The organism is Acinetobacter sp. R933-2 (genome assembly GCF_030325485.1).
Taxonomy (GTDB): Bacteria; Pseudomonadota; Gammaproteobacteria; order Pseudomonadales; family Moraxellaceae; genus Acinetobacter; species Acinetobacter sichuanensis.
Genome location: NZ_JACAIJ010000007.1, coordinates 175235 through 197530 on the forward strand (window position 1 = coordinate 175235; position 22296 = coordinate 197530).

Genomic DNA, 22296 nt, shown 5'->3' on the forward strand with positions numbered 1-22296 from the left:
GTTCAATTCAAATACTTTTACTGATCGAAGCATCACCCACGGCGATACTTGATTTAATGTACAGGTGCTTTTTCCAGATCTGACTGCTTTACACCCAATTCAGAACGCACCACTTGTTGCTCAAAACCTGCTCGATCCAATGCAGCACGTTCACTATGATCCATTAAAGAAACCGCACAACTGACAATAAAAGCCAAAGGCATAGAAAACAGTGCGGGATTGTCATAAGGGAAGATCGCCTGTGCATAACCCATGACACCGACCCAAACGGTTGGTGACAAGATGACCAAAACAATGGCTGAAATAATGCCCGTGAAACCGCCCCATAACGCACCTTTAGTGGTGAGATCTTTCCAATACATGGCTAAAAACAGTACAGGGAAATTTGCCGATGCTGCGATGCCAAAAGTCAGCCCCATCAGGAATGTAATATTCATTTTTTCAAATAAAATACCGCAAGCAATCGCAATAATTCCGAGTGCAACCACTGCCATTCTTGAAATATTCATTTCCTGTTTTTCTGTGGCTTTGCCTTTTTTGATGACTTTTTGGAACAGATCATGTGAAATCGCAGATGCTCCTGCCAGTGTCAGTCCTGCGACCACGGCAAGAATCGTGGCGAATGCAACGGCTGAAAGAAAGCCCAATAATAAGTTACCACCCAATGCACCTGCCAAATGGATCGCAACCATATTCGAACCACCAATCAACTCGCCACCAAGTTTGCCATCGACATAAAAACTCGGATTGGTGCCAATAATCGAAATTGCGGCATAACCAAGCAAACACACTAAAATAAAGAAATAACCGATATAACCTGAGGCATAAAACACCGATTTACGTGCATCTTGTGCATTGGATACAGTAAAGAAGCGCATTAAAATATGCGGTAATCCTGCCAAACCAAAAATTAAGCCTAATGATGTGGATAATGCATTGATCGGATTGGACAACATCGAACCGGGTTCAAATACTTTTTGTCCCAATTGGTGATTTTGAACCGCGGCAGCAGCTAAATTATCGAGGCTAAAATCAAAATATCTGAGACATAGAAATGCCAGTACTGTGCCACCGAATAATAATAAAATCGCTTTGACAATCTGAATCCATGTCGTTGCCAACATGCCACCAAACATGACATAGACCAACATCAGACAACCGACCAAAACCACAGCAACGTTATAATCTATGCCAAACAGCAGTTTAATCAGCTGTCCTGCACCTACCATTTGCAGCAGCAAATAACAACACACAACGATCAATGAACCGCAGGTGGCTAAAATTCGGGTTTTATCCGGATCCAAGCGATAGGACACGATATCTGCGAAGGTGTATTTGCCTAAGTTGCGTAAGCGTTCCGCCATTAAAAAAGTTAAAATCGGCCAACAGACAAAAAAACCAGTGACATAAATAAAGCCATCATAGCCTTTGAAAAACACCATGCTTGATGCACCCAATAACGTGGATGCAGACATATAGTCCCCCGCAATTGCCAAACCATTTTGTCGGGCTGAAATTGAACCACCCGCGGTGTAAAAATCTTCTTTGGAATGGGTTTTTCGCGCTGCCCGCCAAGTAATGATCAAGGTCATCAAAACCACGGTGGCAAACATACCAATCGCTGTCCAGTTCAAACTTTGGGCGGTGGCTGCTTGTGCATGTCCACTAGAGGCAATCAACACTGTCAGCAAGAGTAACTTATTCATACTGATACTCCCGCTTGAGTTGTGCTTTGATACGATCAAAGTGTTGATTGGTAATGTAAATATAAATTCCTGTAATCAACCAACTCAGAATAATCACCAAAGCAGCAATCGGCATACCAATGGTAATGACACGATCACCCAATGTTTGTGCCAAAATCTGTGGTGAAAAACTTGCCACCCCAATAAAAACAAAATAAATCAATAGCACACTGAAACTCAGATATAGGGCAAAGCGATTACGGGCTTTAACCATCTGTTTAAATTGGCTGTTTTGTATAATTGCGGCTTCTATATTTTCATTGTTTTGCATATCAAAAATCCTTTTTTTGATGATCTTCTTTAATGACCGTGTTAATGGTCTTGTTTACTGACTTTGTATCGTCCTAAACCACACTGAGTTGCTGAAAGTAGTGTTGATATTGTTCCCTGAGTTGTTTTTTGCTGATTTTCCCTGTTGGGGTATGCGGTATTTCTTTGACAAGAACTGTGGCTGAAGGCAGTGCCCATTTATGTAACAACTTGGAAAGATACAACTGCATCTCTTCATGACTAATATTTTGATGATCTTTCGCCACCAGCACCAATAAAGGTCGCTCGCCCCATTTGGCATGCTCAACAGCGATCACCGCGGCTTCATGCACTTTGTGATAACCCATTGCCGCATTTTCCACTTCAACGCTACTGATCCATTCTCCACCTGACTTAATCATATCTTTGGCGCGGTCGGTGATGTGCATATAGCCTTGTGTATCAATGGTTGCGATATCGCCTGTATCAAACCATGTAGAATTTTGCTGTGGATTGTGTTGCTCCGCTGAAGCATTGATATAATTTTGTACTACCGTATGCCCACGTATTTCCAAGACACCTTCTTGCGTACCATCAAATGGCAGTTCCGTCCCATCCAAGTGCTTCAAACGCATTTGCATACCAAAAATCGGACGACCACATTTCACCACTTGCTGATCAAAATTTTCAGAAATCAATGCCGTACGATTAATAGCACCGAGTGAACTTGTTTCGGTCATGCCCCAACCATTTTCCAGTTGGATGCCCAAGTCCTGCATGCTTTGAATTAAGGCAAGTGGCGCAGCTGAACCCCCTGAAATTGCTCTTTTTAAATTCAGCTGAAGCTGTGGATGTTGTAGCAGATGATTTTTTATTGATGTCCACACGGTCGGCACAGCCATAGAAATATCGACTTGTTCTTGCTGCATGAGTTGCACCATCTTGTCGGCTTGCCCTGCAAACTGATGAGGCCACACCAACTTCGCGCCACATAAAACCGCATTAAATGGCATATCCCACGCACTGATATGGTAAAGCGGTACCATCGGCATCATCACACTTTTTGAATGCAAACCCACAACCTCCACCATACTCATGCTCATCGCATGCAGAACCGTACTGCGATGTGAGTACAACACACCTTTGGGTTGTCCTGTGGTGCCTGAGGTATAACACAGACCACTCGCCTGCGTTTCCTCAATGTCTTGCCATGCATAGCTTTCAGGTTGGTACTGAATCAGCACTTCATAAAACAGAAAAGGAAAACTTGCGGTTAAACTTGGATTGATATCGCCAAGGACAATCACATACTTTAAAAATGCTGAAAAATATGGATAGAGTTGTTCTAAAATCGGCAGGTTTTCAGGTTCAACCAAAAGCACTTCATTTTGTGCATCACAAATAATTTGCTGAATTTGTGCTATTAACAGCTTGGGATTAATGGTGTGATAAATACGCCCTGAACACGGAATCGCATAATGCAGTTCCATATGTTGATGTGTATTCCACGCTAAAGTCCCTACTTTGGCATGTTGCGATATTTTTAATTGATCCAGAACGTGAGCAAACTGTGCCACACGTTTAAATGCATCTTTATAACGATAACGATGCACCGTTATACCATCCGACTTTAAAGACACAATTTCTTGTTCTGCATGTACCATCATTGCATGGCGCATGATTGAGGTGATATTCAAATTGCAATGCATCATCAGTCCATTCATGATTTTGGTATCCTTACACAATTTCCCAATTGAGTTCAGACAGACTATTGCAATGATGATGCCAACTTTTTATTTTATATTTTTCAATAACTTATTATTTACCTATATTTCAAAACTGAAACCTTTTTCAATTCTGAAATTGCAAAATTATTAATTTTTCAATAACTTCATTTTGCGCCATAAGGTGGTACGGCTGATATTCAAATTTTGCGCCACAATATCCAGATTGCCATCGGCAGCATCAATCGCCTGTTCGATCAATTGTAACTCCTGATTGATCTTTACGGCTTTTAAAGGACTCTGTTCCTGCTGATCTGCTTTTTGAAAAATTTCAGGAATATGTCGCTCAATCGAATGCTGTGACAACATGCTTTGATCCAAACGACTCATGACTGCCAAACGTTCAATGATATTTTCCAACTCACGAATATTGCCCGACCAATGATATTTTTGTAGCGCTTTCAGCACATGCTCAGGCAACTGCTCACGGCTTAAATCATGCTTGCTTAAAAAATGCGATACCAATTCCAGAATATCGACACGGCGCTGTCTCAGCGCAGGCACAAAAACCCGTAAAATATTCAGGCGATAATACAAGTCAGCGCGAAACTCACCTTTTTTCACCTGTTCTTCAAGATCACAATGCGTGGCTGCCAAAACCCGAATATTGACATGATGGCTGACGATCGAACCCAGTCGATTGATTTGACGTTCTTGTAACACCCGTAAAAATCGAGTTTGTAAATGCAATGGCATATCGCCAATTTCATCTAAAAATAGCGTGCCATTATGCGCCGCCTCAATCAGTCCGACTTTGCCATTTTTTTTAGCACCCGTAAAAGCACCTTCTTCATAACCAAATAGTTCACTTTCCAAAATACTTTCAGGAAATGATGCACAGTTAATCGCAACAAAAGGTGCTTTTGCCCTTGCACTGTATTGATGAATACTTTGTGCCAATAACTCCTTACCTGTTCCGCTTTCACCTGTAATTAAAATTGTAGCTTCAGTTTGAGCATATTGTTTTGCCAATTCAATGCTTTGTAAAAATTGTGGATCTTTACTGATCAGATCTGAAAAACGATAACGGGTATTGAATTTTCGGCTTGAAACTTTACGAAACTCACTGCTCGATTTTTCAAAACTTTCCAAATCCTGAGCACTGAGAATAAAACCATCAATATGTTCATTTTTTAATACAGATAAATGTACCGCCAGTTTTTTCGCACCCACCGTCAAAATCTGATGGCTATTGTCCAAATTCAGATCCAAATGCTGAAAAATATGATGTACCGATTGATTTAAAACCGCTGTGGCATGGATCCCCAGCAATTCAGTCATGGATTGATTGATAAAACGGATATTGCCTGTATTGGAAATAAAACAAATCCCATCGGTCAAATGATTGAAAATTTCAGTCAGACGTTGGGTATGTTGTTTTTCTTCACGGATTTTGTCCAGTCGTTGCAAGGCACTTTCAAGATGATCGTGCAAGGCATTACTGCTGATTGCAAGTTGTGCTGCCATATTGAGACTGAGTGCCATTTCCACAGCCACAGGCGAACCAATCACCGCATCAAATTCTTGCTGTTGTGCCAGCTCCACCGCTTTTTTGGCAGCCAGATATGAATCATAGCTAAATTGCTGAATTTTTAGGGCAAAGACATCGGCATATTGGGTCAGATTGACACTTGAAGTACTGCCCAGAAGTGCGATTTTTTGATACTGTTTTAAATTGGAAATGGCTTGGATGACATCAAAAGCCCCTGTGCGAATCGGATGAATTTCAATAGGCAATTTTTTCTGTAAATAATGTGCTGTCGCTCCAGTACAGAGTAAAATTTCACTGCCATTTTCAACCAATTGTTGAGCAACATCCAACACATCGGAAATATGACATTCGACAAAACCAATTTGATCCGTATGGATTTTGGCAATGGTTTGCTCTGCCAATGCCCGAAAGCCATTAATAGATGGCGTTTTAATATAACTCACCAAAATATTAATCGGCTTTTGATTCAGCATGTTACGATCTTCCTATAATATTTCTCTGTTGTTCAGCAAACCGCTATGCAATGGCTGAACAACTATGTCCACAATCTACTTTTATTTCTACGCCAGTCATTCCTCGACCTGCTTCCGATGCTAACAGTAATAGTGCGCCATTTAAATCGGAAAATTCAACAAATCTACGCATCGGAATGCGTTTTAAAATGGCTTGTCCTGCTTCGCTCGTTAAATAATCCTCATTAATTTCAGTGACCATATAACCCGGTGCAATCGCATTGACCCGAATATTAAAACGTGCCAATTCAACCGCCATCGCTTCGGTCAAATGTTTGAGTCCTGCTTTGGATGCACAATAAGGAGCAACCCCCAAGTTAATGCTTTCAGATAAAATCGAGGTAATATTAATGACGGAACCCGCCACTTTTTGCTTCACCATATGCGACACGACTTCCTGTGCGCACATCCACGGTGCTTTTAAATTTGTCCCCACAATGACATCCCAATCTACATCGCTATAGTCTAAAAAGCGTTTGGAATCGCCCACACCTGCATTGTTGATTAAGACATTTACATGTACTTGTTTTTGCTCTAAATCCTGTAACATTGTCTGAACCGCAGTACGGTCATTGATATCAAATGTATAGCGATGCACTTGAATACCGTAGTCTTGTTCCAACTGCGTTTGCAACTGTTGTAAACGCTCTTCACGGCGGGCACAAATAATGATATTTGCACCTTGTTGCGCATAAAACTCCGCAATGTGTTGCCCCAATCCACTTGAAGCACCCGTCACCAAAATATTTTTTCCTTTTAAATCAAACATGCTTTTTCTTCCTTGAAGTTAATCTTAAATTTTCCCATTTAATAATTTTTTTGAAATACTCATACGATGTACTTCATTGGCACCATCATAAATACGGAAGCCACGGGCATCTTTAAAAATTTTGCAGACTAAGTTTTCATCGGTAATCGCCTGCCCACCCAAAATTTGCAAACTACGATCAATAATTTTCCAGATATTTTCTGAACTGATCACTTTAACCAAGCTAGATTCATAATTGCCTTTATCATTCAAATCCAACACTTGCGCACAATAATGCACCGCCAAACGTGTGCTAAGCAGCTCCATTTCATTGTCCGCCAGCATAAAACCAACACCTTGATGATCTCCCAAACGCTGACCAAAAGACTGGCGTTCACGTGCATATTGAGTGGCAATATCATGCGCACGGCGGGCTTGCCCCAACCAGCGCATGCAATGAGTCAAACGTGCAGGAGCTAAACGTACCTGTGCATACTTAAAACCTTTGCCAATTTCACCCAAGACATTTTCTTTGGGAATACGCAAATTCTCAAAACGTAAAATGCCATGACCACCTGCAAAACAGGAATCCATCGCATTCATATTTTTTTCCAGAATAAAGCCTTCTACATCGGTGTCAGTCAAAAACATCGAGGCAGAACCATCTTCCATTTTCGCCATGATAATTGCCACAGAAGCACCATCTGCACCTGTAATCAACCATTTACGTCCATTAATCACATAATCATCACCATCCAATGTTGCTGTCGTCAGTAACATGGAAGGGTCAGAGCCTGCGCCGGGTGCAGGTTCAGTCATGGCAAAGCATGAACGAATTTTGCCTTCGACCATCGGCTTGAGCCAACGTTGTTTCTGTGCATCACTCGCGACTATATCCAACAAATGAATATTGCCTTCATCGGGTGCATGAATGTTCATCGCGATTGGACCCAACGGAGAATATCCTGCTTCCTCAAAGGCAACGGCTTTCTGTACATGTGTCCACGCTTGTCCGCCCATTTCCACACTTGCATGCGGGGTCAGCAAACCATGTTCACGTGCTTTTTCAATCAATTCAGCACGTAATTCAGCACTTGGACCATGACTGTCCTGACGTGGGTCTTGCTCATAAGGAATCACCACCTGTTGAATAAAATTGCGAACTTTTTGTTGTAATTCAATTAAATCCTGACTCAGCGTCTTCATACCCTTTCCCCTTTAAATCCATTGGTACGCATATAAATGTTGTAAACATGATCCAAAGCATTTTCAGATTCATTTATTTTTAAAATGTTATGTGCAGTAAAATTTTGTAGTAAAATCCGACTTTCCACGATTTGCTGATCTTGCAGATAAAAATCAATAATGTTCAGACAAGCATAATTTTGTTCCTGTACCTGAACATCATGTTGTGGTAAGCCCTGTACCCAGTTCAGCACCATTCGATTGACCGCATCATGCGCAGAAACCAAGATATGTTGTGTACCCTGCTCAGCTTTAGATTGACTTTGCTGTGCCAACATCTGCTGAAACCATGTGATCACCCGTGTTTCAAAATCAGTCCATGACTCACCTTGCAAAAATCCATTCAAAGCAAATTTTTTCGGGTAATAAGCTTTTTTAATCAGCACTTCTGCCTGATCTACAGGAATGTCCTTGAGCCGACCTGATTTAATTTCACGAATCTCATCATAAGAATCAATATCTTTTCGAGCTTGTTGCCTTGCCAAAATTTCGGCGGTCTGTATTGAACGGGGCATGGTTGAAGAAAAAATCTGATCCATCTGAATGGCTTGTAAATGCTCAGCAAGCAATTGAATTTGTTGCTGACCTTGAGCAGATAAAGGTGCATATTTCGGATTGATCGGCTGTTGTGCGGCATCGAAATAATCAACATGACCATGTCGAACCAGATAAAGACGTACCATCGACATGTTTAACCTGCCTTGGTCATATTCAAATCAAGCTGATTCAATTGCTGTAAAAGTTGCAACGCCTGTAAGTCAGATTGCTTCGCCATTTCTGCACATAACTGCTCTGTACTTTGCTCCAGATCCTGCACAGGAAATTGGAAATAATCCTGTAAAATTTTCAACTGCTGTTGTTCATTTTGTGCCGCACTTTCAATATAATTTTTGACCAGTTGAAAACTGCGTTGTAGCATCAAAATATGATATTTCGACTCGGGATGTTTGCTTAGCAACTCATGTTTTAAAGTGGCTTGGCTTGCCTCGATCAGTTGTAAAATCTGAGTTTGATTCATTCTTTATCTCCCAGAATATCGAGAATATTTTTTTCCAGTTGTGGTACTAAAAATGCAGTTAATGCCAGTTCCAGCGAAGGCTGCTTATTATCCAGATTACGATTGGCTTGTTGCAGTGCGATAATCGCCCAACGTACATGCGCCAAAATATGCCAAAACTTCAATTCAAATTCAGGAATAAAGACATCTGCACGTTCTGCATAGGCTTGCATGAAATCCTTATATGCACCGATGCCGCCTGCGACTTGGGTAGTTTGACCAAAGCGCCAGCATTTTGCGGTGAACCAACCGATATCTTCCCGGCGATCGCCCCAATGGGCAAATTCCCAGTCTAAAATGCCCGACACATGATCATGGTCTATCATGATATTGCCCGTACGATAATCACCATGTACCAATACCAGATCATCAATCACAGGCTGATGTTGTTGCATCCACTTCAGCGCAAATTCCAGAATTGGATGATGCTGATTCAGTTTATGTAGGTGTGATTGCAACAATTCAATTGACTGATTTAAATAATCGGCTTTGATCGGTTTTGGAATAATTTTTTCTATTTCAGCGTCCGCAGAAATGGCATGCAAATCTGCAAGTCGCTGTCCGATATCCTGTAAAATCGTTACTTGAAGCTCAGGCTGTTTCAGGCGTACCAATTTATGCCCTTCTGCAATGCCAGTTATTTTCTGCATCACAAAAAAATCACTGTTTAAGGTATCACCTTTGCTTTGAAACAATAAGGGCTCAGGTACACGAACATTCAGTTCATATAAACGCTGTAATAAGTCATATTCCTGTTTACGGTCGGAACTGGCTTCGACGCTGGTTTCGGCATTTTTGCGAAGGACAATTTCATAATCGGCATGTCCACGTTGACCCTGAATCGCCCAGTTTTCCTGAATCGCACCACCACTGAGTTTTTTAATTGGCATGGGTGAGGCGGTGTGAATATCTAATTTGTGCAATAACAGCGTTTGCAATGCCTGCAACTGAGTGCCATCCATAACATATTTCCTTTTTGTGTTGCATTTTCCACAGGGTATGATTCCCATATTTCATTTTGTAAATGCAAAGAGTGTGCCATATAAAATTTATTTTATTTTCAATAATTTATACTTTTAAAATATTTTCACTTTTGCAAAATTATTTCAAATTTGAAAAATATGATTTCAATTATAATCATTAAGTCTAAAATTTGAACTCAGCTATTTATTGTTTCATGCATTTATTAATTTAATAATCTATCAACTTTTTAAATAGTTTATTCAAAAAAATATAAATTGGATTTATCAAAAAAAATCATTAATGATAGATTTCATAGTTATTCACTCGGAATTAAATCATGGATCGAAAAATCAAAATTGCTATCATTGGTGGAGGCATCGCAGGTTTAGCACTTGCAACAAATTTAGTTAAAAACAAAAATTTAGACGTATATTTATTTGAATCTGCACCACAATTCTCAGAAATTGGTGCAGGTATTTCATTTGGAGCAAATGCCGTTAAAGCGATTCATTTACTTGGCTTAGGTCAAGAATATGAAAGTATCGCAGATCAAGTCAAAGCACCTTATCAAGATATTTGGTTTCAATGGCGTAATGGCTATACAGATGAATATCTTTCTGCCTCACTAGCACCAGAGATCGGACAGTCTTCTGTACATCGTGCTGATTTTTTAGATGCACTCATTCCTTTAGTTGATCAAAAACATGTACATTTTAATAAACGTGTAAAACAGGTTGTAGCAACTGAAGAAAGTGCAAAGATCTTTTTTGAAGAGGGTGACATATTTGAATGTGACTATGTTATTGGTAGTGATGGTATTCATTCTGTAGTACGCCAACATGTACTTGAGTCACAGGGTTTAGAACAAGTTAAACCTAGATTTTCAGGAACGTGGGCATATCGTGGTATTGTTAAATATGCTGACTATAAACAGGAAATTTCTCGTTTAGGTCATGATCCAGAATTAGCTGATGTACCACAAATGCTATTAGGTCATGATAAACACATTTTGACTTTCCCGATTCGTCAAGGCGAAGAAATTAATATTGTAGCCTTTAAGTCTGACCGCAATCAGACCACACTCCCTGATCATACGCCATGGACTATGCCAACAGATCAGTCAAGCATGCTCAAAGATTTTCATGATTGGGGGCAAGGAACCCAAGCATTACTCAATTTAATTGATCATCCAACGATTTGGGCATTACATGAAATAGAGCCTTTAGAAACTTATCAAAATATTTATAAAAATGTCATTTTGATTGGTGATGCTGCCCATGCCATGCTTCCTCATCAAGGCGCAGGTGCAGGACAAGGTTTAGAGGATGCTTTGATTTTAGCGCAATTATTTAGTGTATCAGGAGTCAGTATTGAACATCTTTCTGACATTTCTAGCATTTATGAAGAAATAAGAAAGGAAAGAGCAATAAAAACTCAGAATACTTCTCGTGAATCTGGAGAAATTTATGAATTATATGCACCACAATTTGCTAATTTTACCGCAGTAGGTGAACACTTAATACATCGCTTTGATTGGTTATGGCAACATGATTTAGAACAGGATGTTTTAAATGCTAAAACACAATTACATGCTGTCCTTAAAACTCAACTGGAAAGCTGCTGAGATTAATCTCTCAGCTTTTTTATTTTTAATTTTATGTTTCATCGACTAGGGATGTCTTTATGAATACATTAAATGCAAACGAAATTATTGATCATGCCAAACTTAAAGGTATTCATTGGCGTGTAATTTTACTCAGCGCGCTTATTATTATCTTTGATGGTTATGACTTGGTCATTTATGGTGTTGCTCTACCTAAGCTTATGCACGAGTGGCAAATTGACCCCATGACTGCTGGATTTTTAGGAAGTTTAGCACTTTTTGGCATGATGTTTGGTGCCATTATTTTTGGAAGTTTAAGCGATAAATTAGAGAAGTATGGCTTCAGTCGTAAAAAATTAATTGCAGTATGTATTATTATTTTTAGTGGTTGTACAGTGTTATGTGGCTTTTCTTCATCACCAAATGAATTTGGATTTTATCGTTTTCTCGCAGGATTAGGTTTAGGTGGTGTTATGCCAAACGTAATTACGCTGATGACTGAATATGCGCCAAAAAGACTCAGATCTACACTGGTTTCACTCATGTTCAGTGGTTATGCAGTAGGAGGAATGTGCTCTGCTTTATTAGGAATGTGGCTTGTTCCTGTCTATGGTTGGAAAATCATGTTCCTTTTAGGTGGATTACCTTTGATTCTTTTGCCTATCATTTGGAAACTTCTACCTGAGTCAATTGACTATTTAGTACGTCAACAAAAAAATGAGCAAGCATTAAAAATTTTAAAGCAAATTGATCCTAATATTCAAACTAATCTTGATACAAGAGTACATTTACATCAAGAAAATCAACAATCATCACAGTCACCATTAAAAGACCTGTTTTCTGAAAGTCGAGGAATCACAACACTATTGTTTTGGGCCAGTGTGTTTATGGCTCTTGTTTTAGTTTACGCTTTAGGAAATTGGTTGCCTAAATTAATGATTGAAGCTGGCTATGATTTATCAACAAGTCTCGTCTTTTTATTTGCACTCAATATTGGTGGTATGTTAGGTGCTATCTTTGGTGGTTTTTTTGCTGATAAATTCAGTCTACCCAAAGTATTGCTGATCTTATTTGTAAGTGGAGCCATTTCTTTATTTTTATTAAGTTATAGTTTGCCTACAATGCTTTTATATCTCTGTGTTGCCATTGCAGGAGCAGCATCGATTGGCGGACAAATTTTATTACTTGCTTATATGTCACAATATTATGCTCCTAATATTCGTGCTACTGGTTTAGGAATGGCATTAGGCGTAGGACGTTTAGGCGCGATTTTAGGTCCAATTTTATGTGGTTGGCTACTGAGTCTAAACCTTCCCGTACAATATAATTTTATTGCTTTGGCAATCCCATGTATGATTGCAGTATTTAGTGTTACTGCGATTTATCTGCGTAATAAACGAATTGCAAAGGAAACATGCATCGATAGTAAAATTGCTTATTGACAGTATGTGACAAGAGGGCAATAGCCCTCTTTTTTAATGTCAAAGTTTATAGGGATACAAAATTGATTGATCTGAGTTTAATTAAAGTCTTTATCATTATTTATCAAACTAAAAATATTAGCCATGCAGCCGAACGTTTAAACCTCAGCCAACCCTCTGTGACTTATAATTTAAATCGTTTACGTAAAATTTTAAATGATCCTCTTTTTATACGTGATAAATTTGGTGTTAAACCCACGAAGCTGGCTGAAAACCTTTATCCTACTTTTTATGAGTCAATTGTCAAAATCGATCTTGCAATTGATTCAGCAAAAAACTTTGACCCATTCACATCAAATAAAACTTTCCGTTTAGGTGTTTCTGATCTAGGTGAAATCTGCTTATTACCATCTTTAATGCAATATCTTGTTCAACATGCACCAAACATAAAATTAGAAATTGAAGAAATCCATTCAGATAAAGTCGAAGAATGGCTAATAGAAGGTTTTATAGATGTTGCTGTATTTAATAGCAGCTACACTATTATGCCGCAAATTGAGTCTCGTAATTTATTTGAAGAGCATTATGTTTGTATTGCCAATAAAAACCATCCTCGTATTCAAACAGCGCTTAACTTAACCCAATACCTTTATGAAAGGCATATTTCAATTAAATCATCTACGGGTCATATTGAAATTGATCAAAGAATTAAAGAGCTAGGTTATAGTAGAAAAATTATGTTAGAAGTTCCACATTTTAGTGTATTAGAAAATATTGTTAAGAACTCTGATCTTTTAGTTACCTTACCTTCACGCGCTGCTGCCGTATATCAAAGCAATACTGATGTAAATATTTTTCAGCTTCCTTTTGAAGTTCGACCTTTTAATGTCAGTGTAAACTGGTATAACCATAGAGATGATGTAGAAGCTCGTAAATGGTTTTGTTCAATTTTAAAAAATATTTTTAGTACTTTATAAATAACACTACGCTTACATTTAATTTTTGTTTGTTCATTTTAAAAAGTGTAGCAAATTGCTACACTGATTTTTTATTCTTTATCAGCAAGTTTTTTAAAAATTGCTCTAAATCTGACAAACTTTTTTCATCAAGCTCATTCATTTTTAGAGATACTTTTAAAGTACTGTGATCAAATTTAATATTACCTGCAACTTTTCCATCATATTCAATTTTATGTACAATCGAGGTTTTTATGGGTTGCTTGGTCTGCTTTGACTTTAAAATTTTCTCTGCAAATAACGCAAGTTTCGTCTGTTCAACTTCTTTATTCAGTAGTTTTTGCCATGCTTCCAATAAAGCAGCCTTAGCAAAATCATGCTCTGCATAATCTGATAAAAACTTTTTGACTGCTGTTGCAGCAGTTCGTGCAAGTAATGCTGGCTGTTGTTCTAAATCATCAATAAGTTCTTTAGGTAATTTTTCAAACGAAAGATATTTATACATATCTTCACGATTCATACCTAAAGATTTAGCTAACTTTTGCTTATTCTTTTTTAACTTTTCATCTAAACCATTTAGTCCAACATAAATTTCATAATCTGTTAGATCTTCACGTTTTAAATTTTCAGCTAATGTTAATAAAGCAACATCTTCATCTGAAGCATCAATCACAATAACTTCAATGATATTTTTATTTAAAAATTGATGTGCTCTTAATCTACGCTCACCCGCAATCAGCTCATATTTATCGTGTAGTCTGCGCACTGCTATAGGCTGTAATAAACCAATCTCTTCAATTGATGCAGCTAATTCTTCAATATCATTCTGATTAAAGACTTTACGGGGCTGATTTGGGCTGGGTTGTATATCATTAATTTGAACATTGCGACGTAACTCTTTAACATCATTAACATGTTCTTTTTGTGCAAGTTGATGCTTTTGTGTATTTTGTTGCAAACGTTGCGCTAAGAGTTCTTTAGTACTGACCATAATATCCTCAAAAGTCTTATTTCACACGACTTACAATTTCTTTAGCAAGTTGCTGAAAAGATTTTCTAACTTTAGTATTTTTATCCAAGACAAGAAGTGATTGCTGCAAAATAGCTGCTTGATTCACTTTAGTACTCATTGGAATAGTGGTATTGAGCAATTCACCCACTTGAGTAGAAGCTTCATCTCGAATCAATTTACAGACGTTCTGGCGTTCATCATGTTTAATGAGTAATGCACCTAACAATTTTAACTCAGGATTTATTCTGCGAATTTTACTTAAATGATTAATTAAGTCAGTAACCCCATATAAACCATATTGAGATCCTGATTCAATGGGTATAATGACATGTGTAGATGCAGCTAAAGCATTACTCGTTAATAGTTTTAAACTGGGTGGGCAATCTATCAAAATATAGTCATACAAACCTTTAAGTAGTTCTAACTTACTAGAAAGTTCCTCTGATGGTCTTGCAGCATCATCTTTGAGTTGATCTTCTGTTTTACCTAAGTTAAGTGAACCATAAATAAGTGAAACATTTTTAAAGTTTGTTTCTTCTTCTAAAGCATCTGATAGTAAACTTAAGTCTCCAACCAAAAGTTCAGCAGACGTTGTTTCTACTTCGCTAGGATGACGTAATCCTATGTGTAAACTCGCATTGGCTTGCGGGTCTAAGTCAATCACTAATACCTTATTTCCTAAATCTGCTAATTCGGCTGCAAGATGAACTACTGTTGTAGTTTTCCCACAACCGCCTTTATGGTTTGCCACAGCAATGACTTTAGTTGATATACCAATCATAATAAACCTCATTTGAGTTATTGTAATATAGTCAAGTTTGTAGCAACTTGCTACACTTAATTCATATTAAAGTCGTGCCATGCTCTAAAATGGCTATACGTTTAATTGATAAAATCTCGGTATGAAGCATAAAATTGATTAAATATTTTCAAGCTGAATTTTACGCTCATCAATCATAATATACTGTAGCAACTTGCTACAGCTTTTATTATCATAAATTTTCTGAATTTCAATTTGCTATTTAACAGAATTTATTTCTTACTCTAAAAAAAGAAATAAACCATTCTGCCAATTAAATTCACTAATATCTGTAATGAAATCTCCTTCACGATAAATTGTATGAAAGAGTTTTTCATGAAAATAAAATGATTCAATAGCTAACTAAGTATCAAGTTTATTCAAACAGAATTTTTCAATAACAATAAAATGTTAGCTTTTAATTTAATTGAAAAAGTATTTCCAAGCTAACGATTTACTTTCTTATTTAATTTTAGTCACAATTAAGCCATTCACACCTTTAACTTTGGTTGGTTTTAAATCATACCAATCAAATAAATCTTTTGCTTTTGCTGCTTTATTAATTTCTAAGGCTTCATAAATCGTTCTGAGCTTTTCTTTAGCATCTACATTTGAAATAAACTCACCATTTCTTAGTGCTAACCTTGCCTGAATCGTACGTTTATTATCAGAAGTTGCAAATTCAGCTTCATAAAGCTCAGAAATATCTTTACTTCTAAAGCGTAAGGCTTTTATTTTTTCTGCACCCAAAGAAATATAGTATTTATTAAAAATCATATTTCTTGCATCTATTAATGTATAAATTTGCTCATCTGGTTTTTCTCTAGCTTCTACATATTCTTGCATAGTTTCACTAAAGCTTTGATAGCCACTGAGTAATTTAGACATTCCTGAAATTGGGCTAGTAAATTGAACTTGCTTTGATTCATCATTTAATAATTCACGAAATGATGCTGAATATCCCGAAACATTATGATCGACACCTTCAACATCACGTACAACATAGGTTGCCTCCATAGCTTCATAAGATTGTAGCTCTGACTTTAATGCGACATCTGATACATAAAATTGTTTAGTATCATCATTTAAAAATATGTATGGATCTTTACCAATACTATCTAATAAAGCTTTTACTACAGCAGGTTTATCTTTATTTACTGGGCTGTTCAATGCTTCTAATAAATCATTAGAGCCTTTAATTTTAGTTAATACTGTCGATTGCCATTCATCTTTTGTACAGCTTGCAACTTCAGGTACATTACTGAGTAAAATATTTACATATTCACTATATTGTGTATCACGGATACGCCCACAAATCTGAGGAATTAAAACGTGAAAATCAACTTTTGTATAATCTCGTAAACCATTAATAATAATATATGTTTTACCTTTGCTATCAAAAATGTCAGATCCTTCAAACATTGTACTTGTATAAAAATTCAACTTTCCTACAGGCTTTTCTACAACATCATCAACTAAGCCCCATGCACCTAATTTTGTGTCTAATTTACTTTCATTTTTAGCAGATTTAGAGCAAATTAGACGAATATCATCACGATTAAAGACAGCTTTTCCATCTGTACCCACTATTTTACTTAACCACTCCATAACTTTTGTGATTTCATTTACGGAGTTATAAAATATATGTGCATTACCTTCTTCACGACCCAATAAATAACTTAAACATAAGTTAAAGAGGGCATTGTTAATACTTATTCCTTTTTCTAATCTTTGTAAATTAAATTTTACAACTCTAACGTTTTCCCATTCAATCGTACACAAAGGTAAATGACTAATCATGTCAGGAAAATATTCTCTTTTTGTTGGCGTCGCAGTTAAAAATACAAAAGCTTGAAATTTAGAGTAATTTTGTAAAATATATTCGCATTTTGGAGCCTTAAATGAACCTAAATTGACTAATGTATGTGATTCATCAACCAATAACTTAAATTCTTTTGGAATAAATCCTTTAATTTTCATTAATGCAGGTAGTGAATCAAAAGTACATATTATTTTTCTTGGTTTTGAGCGATCAGTTAATTGAGCAGTAATTTCATCATCATTATCAACCCATTTTCCACCACGTTTAATTAAATTTATTGTATTAATATGTTCATTATCAGCAACTTTAGATTTTAATAAATTTACATAAGGTACTAAAACAACATAATCTACATTATTTCTCAATACTAAAGTTGTACCACCACATCCTGTTATTTGTTTATTGATATAACAATTATCAGGAAAGTCATGGATTAAATCTGATAAACGCTTAGATGAATCACCAGCATGTATTGTTATTGTATTTTCTGAAATACATTCCTGAATACTTACTGTATTGTCAATAATTAAACTTTGATAATCCATTTATCCATATACCTAACTAGGTCTTATATTTTCATCTAAAGCAATATCATTACGCTTTTTCGTATGACAAAGAACTCTACTAAATGAATAGATTAATGTCAAACTATTTTTTTTGACATTTAAAGAATATTTTTTAAACTAACTAATTGATATATAATTATTTTTATAATTTTATGTGTCTAATAAATTTAGCATTTCATTACGAAAAATAGCAGTTTTTTAGAAAAAATTAGACAAAAAATTTCCCGATTCAGCATTTGATATTTAAAAATGATTCATAAATATACATGTTAATATTTATCAATGTTATAAGTAGCACTTTGAATCTGTCGTTGCTCTGTCTTTATGGGAAACAAAAATAATGTGGATAAGTCGCAACAACACTTCAAAGTTTAAATTTAAAAATCAAATAAAATAACTAAAACTCTCTAAAAAAATTAGACAAATTTTAGAATGGTAATAACTTAATTAAGTTATTGTTTTTATTTTATAATTAAAAAAATATTGTCTAATTTTTTTGACATTTCCTTATTACTATTATTAATTTAGAAAAATAAAATAAAAGTTATCAACAGCTTTAAATTTAAAAATATTTAGATTGTTAAAAAAAATTTATTGATTTAAGATAACTAAACTATTCTAATTTACTTCATGTTTTAAAAAAAAGTATTGAAATTTATAATGTTTTAGAGAAATAATAATTTCTTTATGGAAATAGGTTAAATAAAATATGAAAGTTGAAGATGTAACGTTTTTTCTTAAACAAGCGATTGAGTTAGCTTATGAAAATGCTCAAAAAGGAGGAAGACCTTTTGGTGCTGTGTTAGTGAATAATAATAAAATTATTGCTACAGGTGTAAATCAAATTCTGACTACAAATGATCCAACAGCACATGCTGAATTATTAGCAATTCGCGCTGCAAGTCAAAATTTGAATACAGCTAATCTTAATGGCTGTTCAGTTTTTGCTAGCGGACAACCCTGTCCAATGTGTATGGCAGCAATGCGTATGGCTGGTATTGAATCAGTATATTATGCACACTCAAATGCAGATGCAGAACAGTATGGTTTATCAACTCAAGCAATTTATGAAGATCTAGCAAAACCTTTTGCAGAACAATCAATGAATATTGAATATGTACCTGTACGTTTTGAAGATAAACCACATTTATATGCGTATTGGAAATCTTGATTTCAGTCTGTTTTTAAATTTAACTATATAAAAAATATAAAATTTTATATTAAACAAGACTGTTGGTTTAATGAATAGGCTTGTTTATTTTAATAAATTTGATCTAAAAGTTAATTTTTATTTGTCAATTAATTTACTTTTATTAAGAATAATATTACTGATTTCTCAAATGATAAAACTTAATTTAAAAATATTTAATAAACTTTCAAGCTAATGATTTTAATAACATTTATTTACAATGGTCTTTATAGTTTACTATCGCTTTAACATGATAAATCACGCATAGTCTATTTTTTTAAATATTAGGTCATATTATGGACGGTATTAAAATTGCTGCTGTGGGTACTTATCATCCATTTACATCAAGAGACAACAGTTATTATTTTAATAAATTTGAAAATAAAAAAATGTTGAGTGAAATTTTTGAAAAAGTAGGAAGGGAGAAAAGATTTGTCATTAATGATGAAAATGAAAACTCATTAACAATGGCGATTACAGCTTCGAAAAGAGCATTAGAAAACCATAATATAACAGGGAATGATATTGATATTATTATCTTTTCCTCTACAACATTAGAGTTTTTATCTCCAACCAATGCATTAATTTTACATGCTCAATTAGGTGTGAAGAAGGAGTGTATTTGTTTCGATATTAATGCAAATTGTTTAGGAATGTTTGTAGCTTTAGAACAAGCCTCCATTTTATTAGGTTCTAAGGAGAGTTATCAACGGGCTTTAGTGATAGGTTCTGATTATCTGAGTAAAATTGGAGATGAAAAAATGCCTATTCCATCTACAATTGTTGGTGATGCAGCAGCAGCAATCATTTTAGAGAAAACGTTTGAAAAGTCAGGAATGATTGATAGATTATATCAAACAGATAGTAGCTTTAAGGATACTATTGTTTATCCACCTCAAGGATTATCTCAAAGCCATAAAGATGACAAAATTCATTGGTCACCATTTTCTGGAGTGGAAAGTGTTGAGTTTGCAGCAGAAGCTTTACAGCAATTATTAAAAAATAATAATTTAAAAATAGATGATATTTCATGTTTTTTATTATCACAATTTACTAAATCAAATATTGATATTCTTCAGGAAAAATTGGAATTACCAACTGAAAAAATTGAGTACATTGGAGATCAATATGGTTATACAGGAGTGAGTAGTTTTTTTCTTGCTTATAAAAGTAGATTGGAAAAGGGATTGTTAAAAAAGGACGATATCATCGTTTTTTGGACACTTGGAGCAGGATATCAAGCTGGTGTGATGTTATGGAAGCTTTAAAATTAATTTAAGTAAAAATAAATGACATAACACATTTGAATTTTCATGACTATGAAAAGGAATCTCAAAATGAATTTTGATGCTGAGCTTATTGCACCAAGACGTAATCAGATGATTAATGCTGGACTTTGGTTGGACAAAACAATAATTGATTCTTTACAAATGGCATATGAAAAATGTCCAAATAAAACTGCTTTAGTCAGCTTTAAATTTGAAAAAAATGTTGAAAAACAATTTACTTATCAAGAGTTGTGGGACTTAAGCCATAAAGTTGCTTTAGGGTTGCAATCTTTAGGAATTGGTAAAGATGATGTTATTTCATGTCAATTGCCAAATTGGTGGGAATTCACCATTTTATATTTAGCATGTTGTCGAATTGGTGTGGTCATTAATCCATTAATGCCAATTTTCAGGGAAAACGAATTAACATTTATGTTAAAGCATTCAGAAGCAAAAATGTTGATTGTACCTAAAGTTTTTAGAAAATTTAACCATGAACAATTAGCTTATAAATTAAAATCTGAGATTGAGACCTTAGAACATATTATTGTTGTTGACGGGGATGATGAAAATAGTTTTGATCAGAAATTGATTAAACATGGTTTAGAAAAAAAATTTAATCGTATTGAGAAAATTGAAAGCAGTGCAGATGATATCACGCAATTAATTTTTACTTCGGGCACAACAGGTGAGCCTAAGGGAGTGATGCATTCTTCAAATACTTTATATTCTAATATTATTCCTTATGCTGAACGTATGGAATTAATGGAAGATGATGTTATTTTAATGCCTTCACCGATGGCGCATCAAACAGGTTTTATGTATGGTTTGATTATGCCTATAGAACTCAAAGCTAAAGTTGTTTTACAAGATATTTGGGATACAGCTAAAGCAGTTGAATTGATTGAAGCCCAACAAGTCAGTTTCACTATGGCATCAACTCCATTTTTAAATGACTTGTCCTGTTATATTATTGAAAGTCAAAAAAAGAATTCTATTGATACATTAAAGACCTTTTTATGTGCTGGTGCGCCTATTCCTCAGTCTTTGGTGCAAAAAGCATATGAAGTATTACAAGTGAAAATTATCTCAGCTTGGGGAATGACAGAGTGCGGTGCTGTTACGACAACAATGCTGAGTGATCATGAGGAGCGTGCATATAATACAGATGGTATTGCTTTAAAAGGAATGGAAGTAAAGATAGTAGATGAACAAGGGCAGAGGGTCACAGCAAATATATCAGGGAATTTGATGGTTCGTGCTTGCTCAAATTTTGGTGGATATTTAAAACGTCCTCATTTAAATAGTACTGATTTAGATGGATGGCTTGATACTGGAGACATTGCGGTTCAAGATGATCAGGGCTATATACGCATTTGTGGGCGTAAGAAAGATTTAATTATTCGTGGCGGAGAAAATATTCCTGTTGCTGAAATAGAATCTCTTTTATATCAACATCCTAATATTTCTAGTGTTGCTTTAGTCCCATATCCTGATGCTAGATTGGGAGAACGTGCTTGTGCGGTAATTAAATTAAATAATATAAATGAACAGTTAACTGTACAAGATATTGTTAAATTTTTACAAGATCGAAAGGTCGCACTGCAATATATTCCTGAGTTTTTAGAAATTGTTGATGAAATGCCAATGACACCATCAGGAAAAATTCAAAAGTTTAAATTAAAGAAAATGCTTGAAGAGCAACGTTTAGAAAAAATCTAAATTTATGTTTAAAGTATTTTCTATATAAAATACTGATAAAGTTGGAAGAGTATTGTGAATTATCATATTTATTTTAAGTATTGATTATGATCAATATTTTTCCAATTTTTTCATATAGAATATTATTTTTCTAAAAAATCAAT

The 22296-nt window shown here is 35.4% G+C and carries 18 protein-coding genes; 6 read left to right on the forward strand and 12 right to left on the reverse strand.

The genetic code is table 11. The features are described from left to right. Positions 1-53 precede the first annotated feature (53 nt). The 9 genes from actP to HX005_RS10365 all read right to left on the reverse strand — a co-directional run bounded on the left by actP (position 54) and on the right by HX005_RS10365 (position 9794). Positions 54-1706 (reverse strand): cation/acetate symporter ActP, encoded by a 1653-nt coding sequence (gene actP / locus HX005_RS10325; protein WP_286377292.1) that lies wholly within the window; start codon positions 1704-1706, stop codon positions 54-56. Continuing rightward, on the reverse strand, positions 1699-2016 hold the full coding sequence (locus tag HX005_RS10330) for a DUF485 domain-containing protein (protein ID WP_107008595.1): 318 nt from the start codon (positions 2014-2016) through the stop codon (positions 1699-1701). The genes actP and HX005_RS10330 overlap by 8 nt, the downstream gene beginning before the upstream one ends. A gap of 73 nt (positions 2017-2089) precedes the next feature. After that, positions 2090-3721: an AMP-binding protein gene (locus HX005_RS10335; protein WP_353621997.1), complete on the reverse strand. Its 1632-nt coding sequence runs from the start codon at positions 3719-3721 to the stop codon at positions 2090-2092. A 147-nt stretch (positions 3722-3868) separates the two neighbouring features. Beyond that, the gene (locus HX005_RS10340; RefSeq protein WP_286377294.1) at positions 3869-5743 is read right to left on the reverse strand and encodes a sigma 54-interacting transcriptional regulator; all 1875 of its coding nucleotides are present in this window, start codon (positions 5741-5743) and stop codon (positions 3869-3871) included. 43 nt (positions 5744-5786) lie between these two features. Further along, complete coding sequence (locus tag HX005_RS10345) at positions 5787-6551, reverse strand: SDR family NAD(P)-dependent oxidoreductase (protein WP_286377295.1); 765 nt, start codon at positions 6549-6551, stop codon at positions 5787-5789. A gap of 24 nt (positions 6552-6575) precedes the next feature. Further along, positions 6576-7736, reverse strand: coding sequence for an acyl-CoA dehydrogenase family protein (locus HX005_RS10350; RefSeq protein ID WP_286377296.1), 1161 nt, complete (start codon positions 7734-7736; stop codon positions 6576-6578). Beyond that, complete coding sequence (locus HX005_RS10355; RefSeq protein ID WP_286377297.1) at positions 7733-8464, reverse strand: histidine phosphatase family protein; 732 nt, start codon at positions 8462-8464, stop codon at positions 7733-7735. Before HX005_RS10355 ends, HX005_RS10350 begins: the two co-directional genes overlap by 4 nt. A gap of 2 nt (positions 8465-8466) precedes the next feature. Then, a complete protein-coding gene (locus HX005_RS10360) occupies positions 8467-8793 on the reverse strand; it encodes a hypothetical protein (protein WP_286377298.1) in 327 nt (108 codons plus the stop codon). Further along, positions 8790-9794, reverse strand: coding sequence for a phosphotransferase family protein (locus HX005_RS10365; protein WP_286377299.1), 1005 nt, complete (start codon positions 9792-9794; stop codon positions 8790-8792). Before HX005_RS10365 ends, HX005_RS10360 begins: the two co-directional genes overlap by 4 nt. A gap of 338 nt (positions 9795-10132) precedes the next feature. Here HX005_RS10365 and salA point away from each other — a divergent pair, with 338 nt between their 5' ends. The 3 genes from salA to HX005_RS10380 all read left to right on the forward strand — a co-directional run bounded on the left by salA (position 10133) and on the right by HX005_RS10380 (position 13796). Beyond that, positions 10133-11419, forward strand: a complete 1287-nt coding sequence (gene salA / locus HX005_RS10370; RefSeq protein ID WP_286377300.1) for a salicylate 1-monooxygenase — start codon at positions 10133-10135, stop codon at positions 11417-11419. A 59-nt stretch (positions 11420-11478) separates the two neighbouring features. Beyond that, a complete protein-coding gene (locus HX005_RS10375) occupies positions 11479-12840 on the forward strand; it encodes an MFS transporter (protein WP_107008588.1) in 1362 nt (453 codons plus the stop codon). Between the two features lie 65 nt (positions 12841-12905). Then, positions 12906-13796, forward strand: a complete 891-nt coding sequence (locus HX005_RS10380; protein WP_286377325.1) for a LysR family transcriptional regulator — start codon at positions 12906-12908, stop codon at positions 13794-13796. Positions 13797-13854: 58 nt separating this feature from the next. On the opposite strand, the gene HX005_RS10385 is transcribed toward HX005_RS10380, so the two are convergent. The 3 genes from HX005_RS10385 to HX005_RS10395 all read right to left on the reverse strand — a co-directional run bounded on the left by HX005_RS10385 (position 13855) and on the right by HX005_RS10395 (position 17953). Further along, a complete protein-coding gene (locus HX005_RS10385) occupies positions 13855-14766 on the reverse strand; it encodes a ParB/RepB/Spo0J family partition protein (RefSeq protein WP_286377301.1) in 912 nt (303 codons plus the stop codon). A gap of 16 nt (positions 14767-14782) precedes the next feature. After that, positions 14783-15559 (reverse strand): ParA family protein, encoded by a 777-nt coding sequence (locus HX005_RS10390; protein WP_107008631.1) that lies wholly within the window; start codon positions 15557-15559, stop codon positions 14783-14785. A 489-nt stretch (positions 15560-16048) separates the two neighbouring features. Beyond that, positions 16049-17953 (reverse strand): DEAD/DEAH box helicase family protein, encoded by a 1905-nt coding sequence (locus tag HX005_RS10395; protein ID WP_107008585.1) that lies wholly within the window; start codon positions 17951-17953, stop codon positions 16049-16051. A 730-nt stretch (positions 17954-18683) separates the two neighbouring features. Here HX005_RS10395 and HX005_RS10400 point away from each other — a divergent pair. The 3 genes from HX005_RS10400 to HX005_RS10410 all read left to right on the forward strand — a co-directional run bounded on the left by HX005_RS10400 (position 18684) and on the right by HX005_RS10410 (position 22153). Beyond that, a complete protein-coding gene (locus HX005_RS10400) occupies positions 18684-19145 on the forward strand; it encodes a nucleoside deaminase (protein WP_286377302.1) in 462 nt (153 codons plus the stop codon). 314 nt (positions 19146-19459) lie between these two features. After that, positions 19460-20431 carry a ketoacyl-ACP synthase III gene (locus HX005_RS10405; protein ID WP_286377303.1) on the forward strand — a complete coding sequence of 324 codons (972 nt, stop codon included), beginning with the start codon at positions 19460-19462 and terminating at the stop codon, positions 20429-20431. Positions 20432-20500: 69 nt separating this feature from the next. Beyond that, the gene (locus tag HX005_RS10410) at positions 20501-22153 is read left to right on the forward strand and encodes an AMP-binding protein (protein WP_286377304.1); all 1653 of its coding nucleotides are present in this window, start codon (positions 20501-20503) and stop codon (positions 22151-22153) included. Positions 22154-22296: the final 143 nt, after the last annotated feature.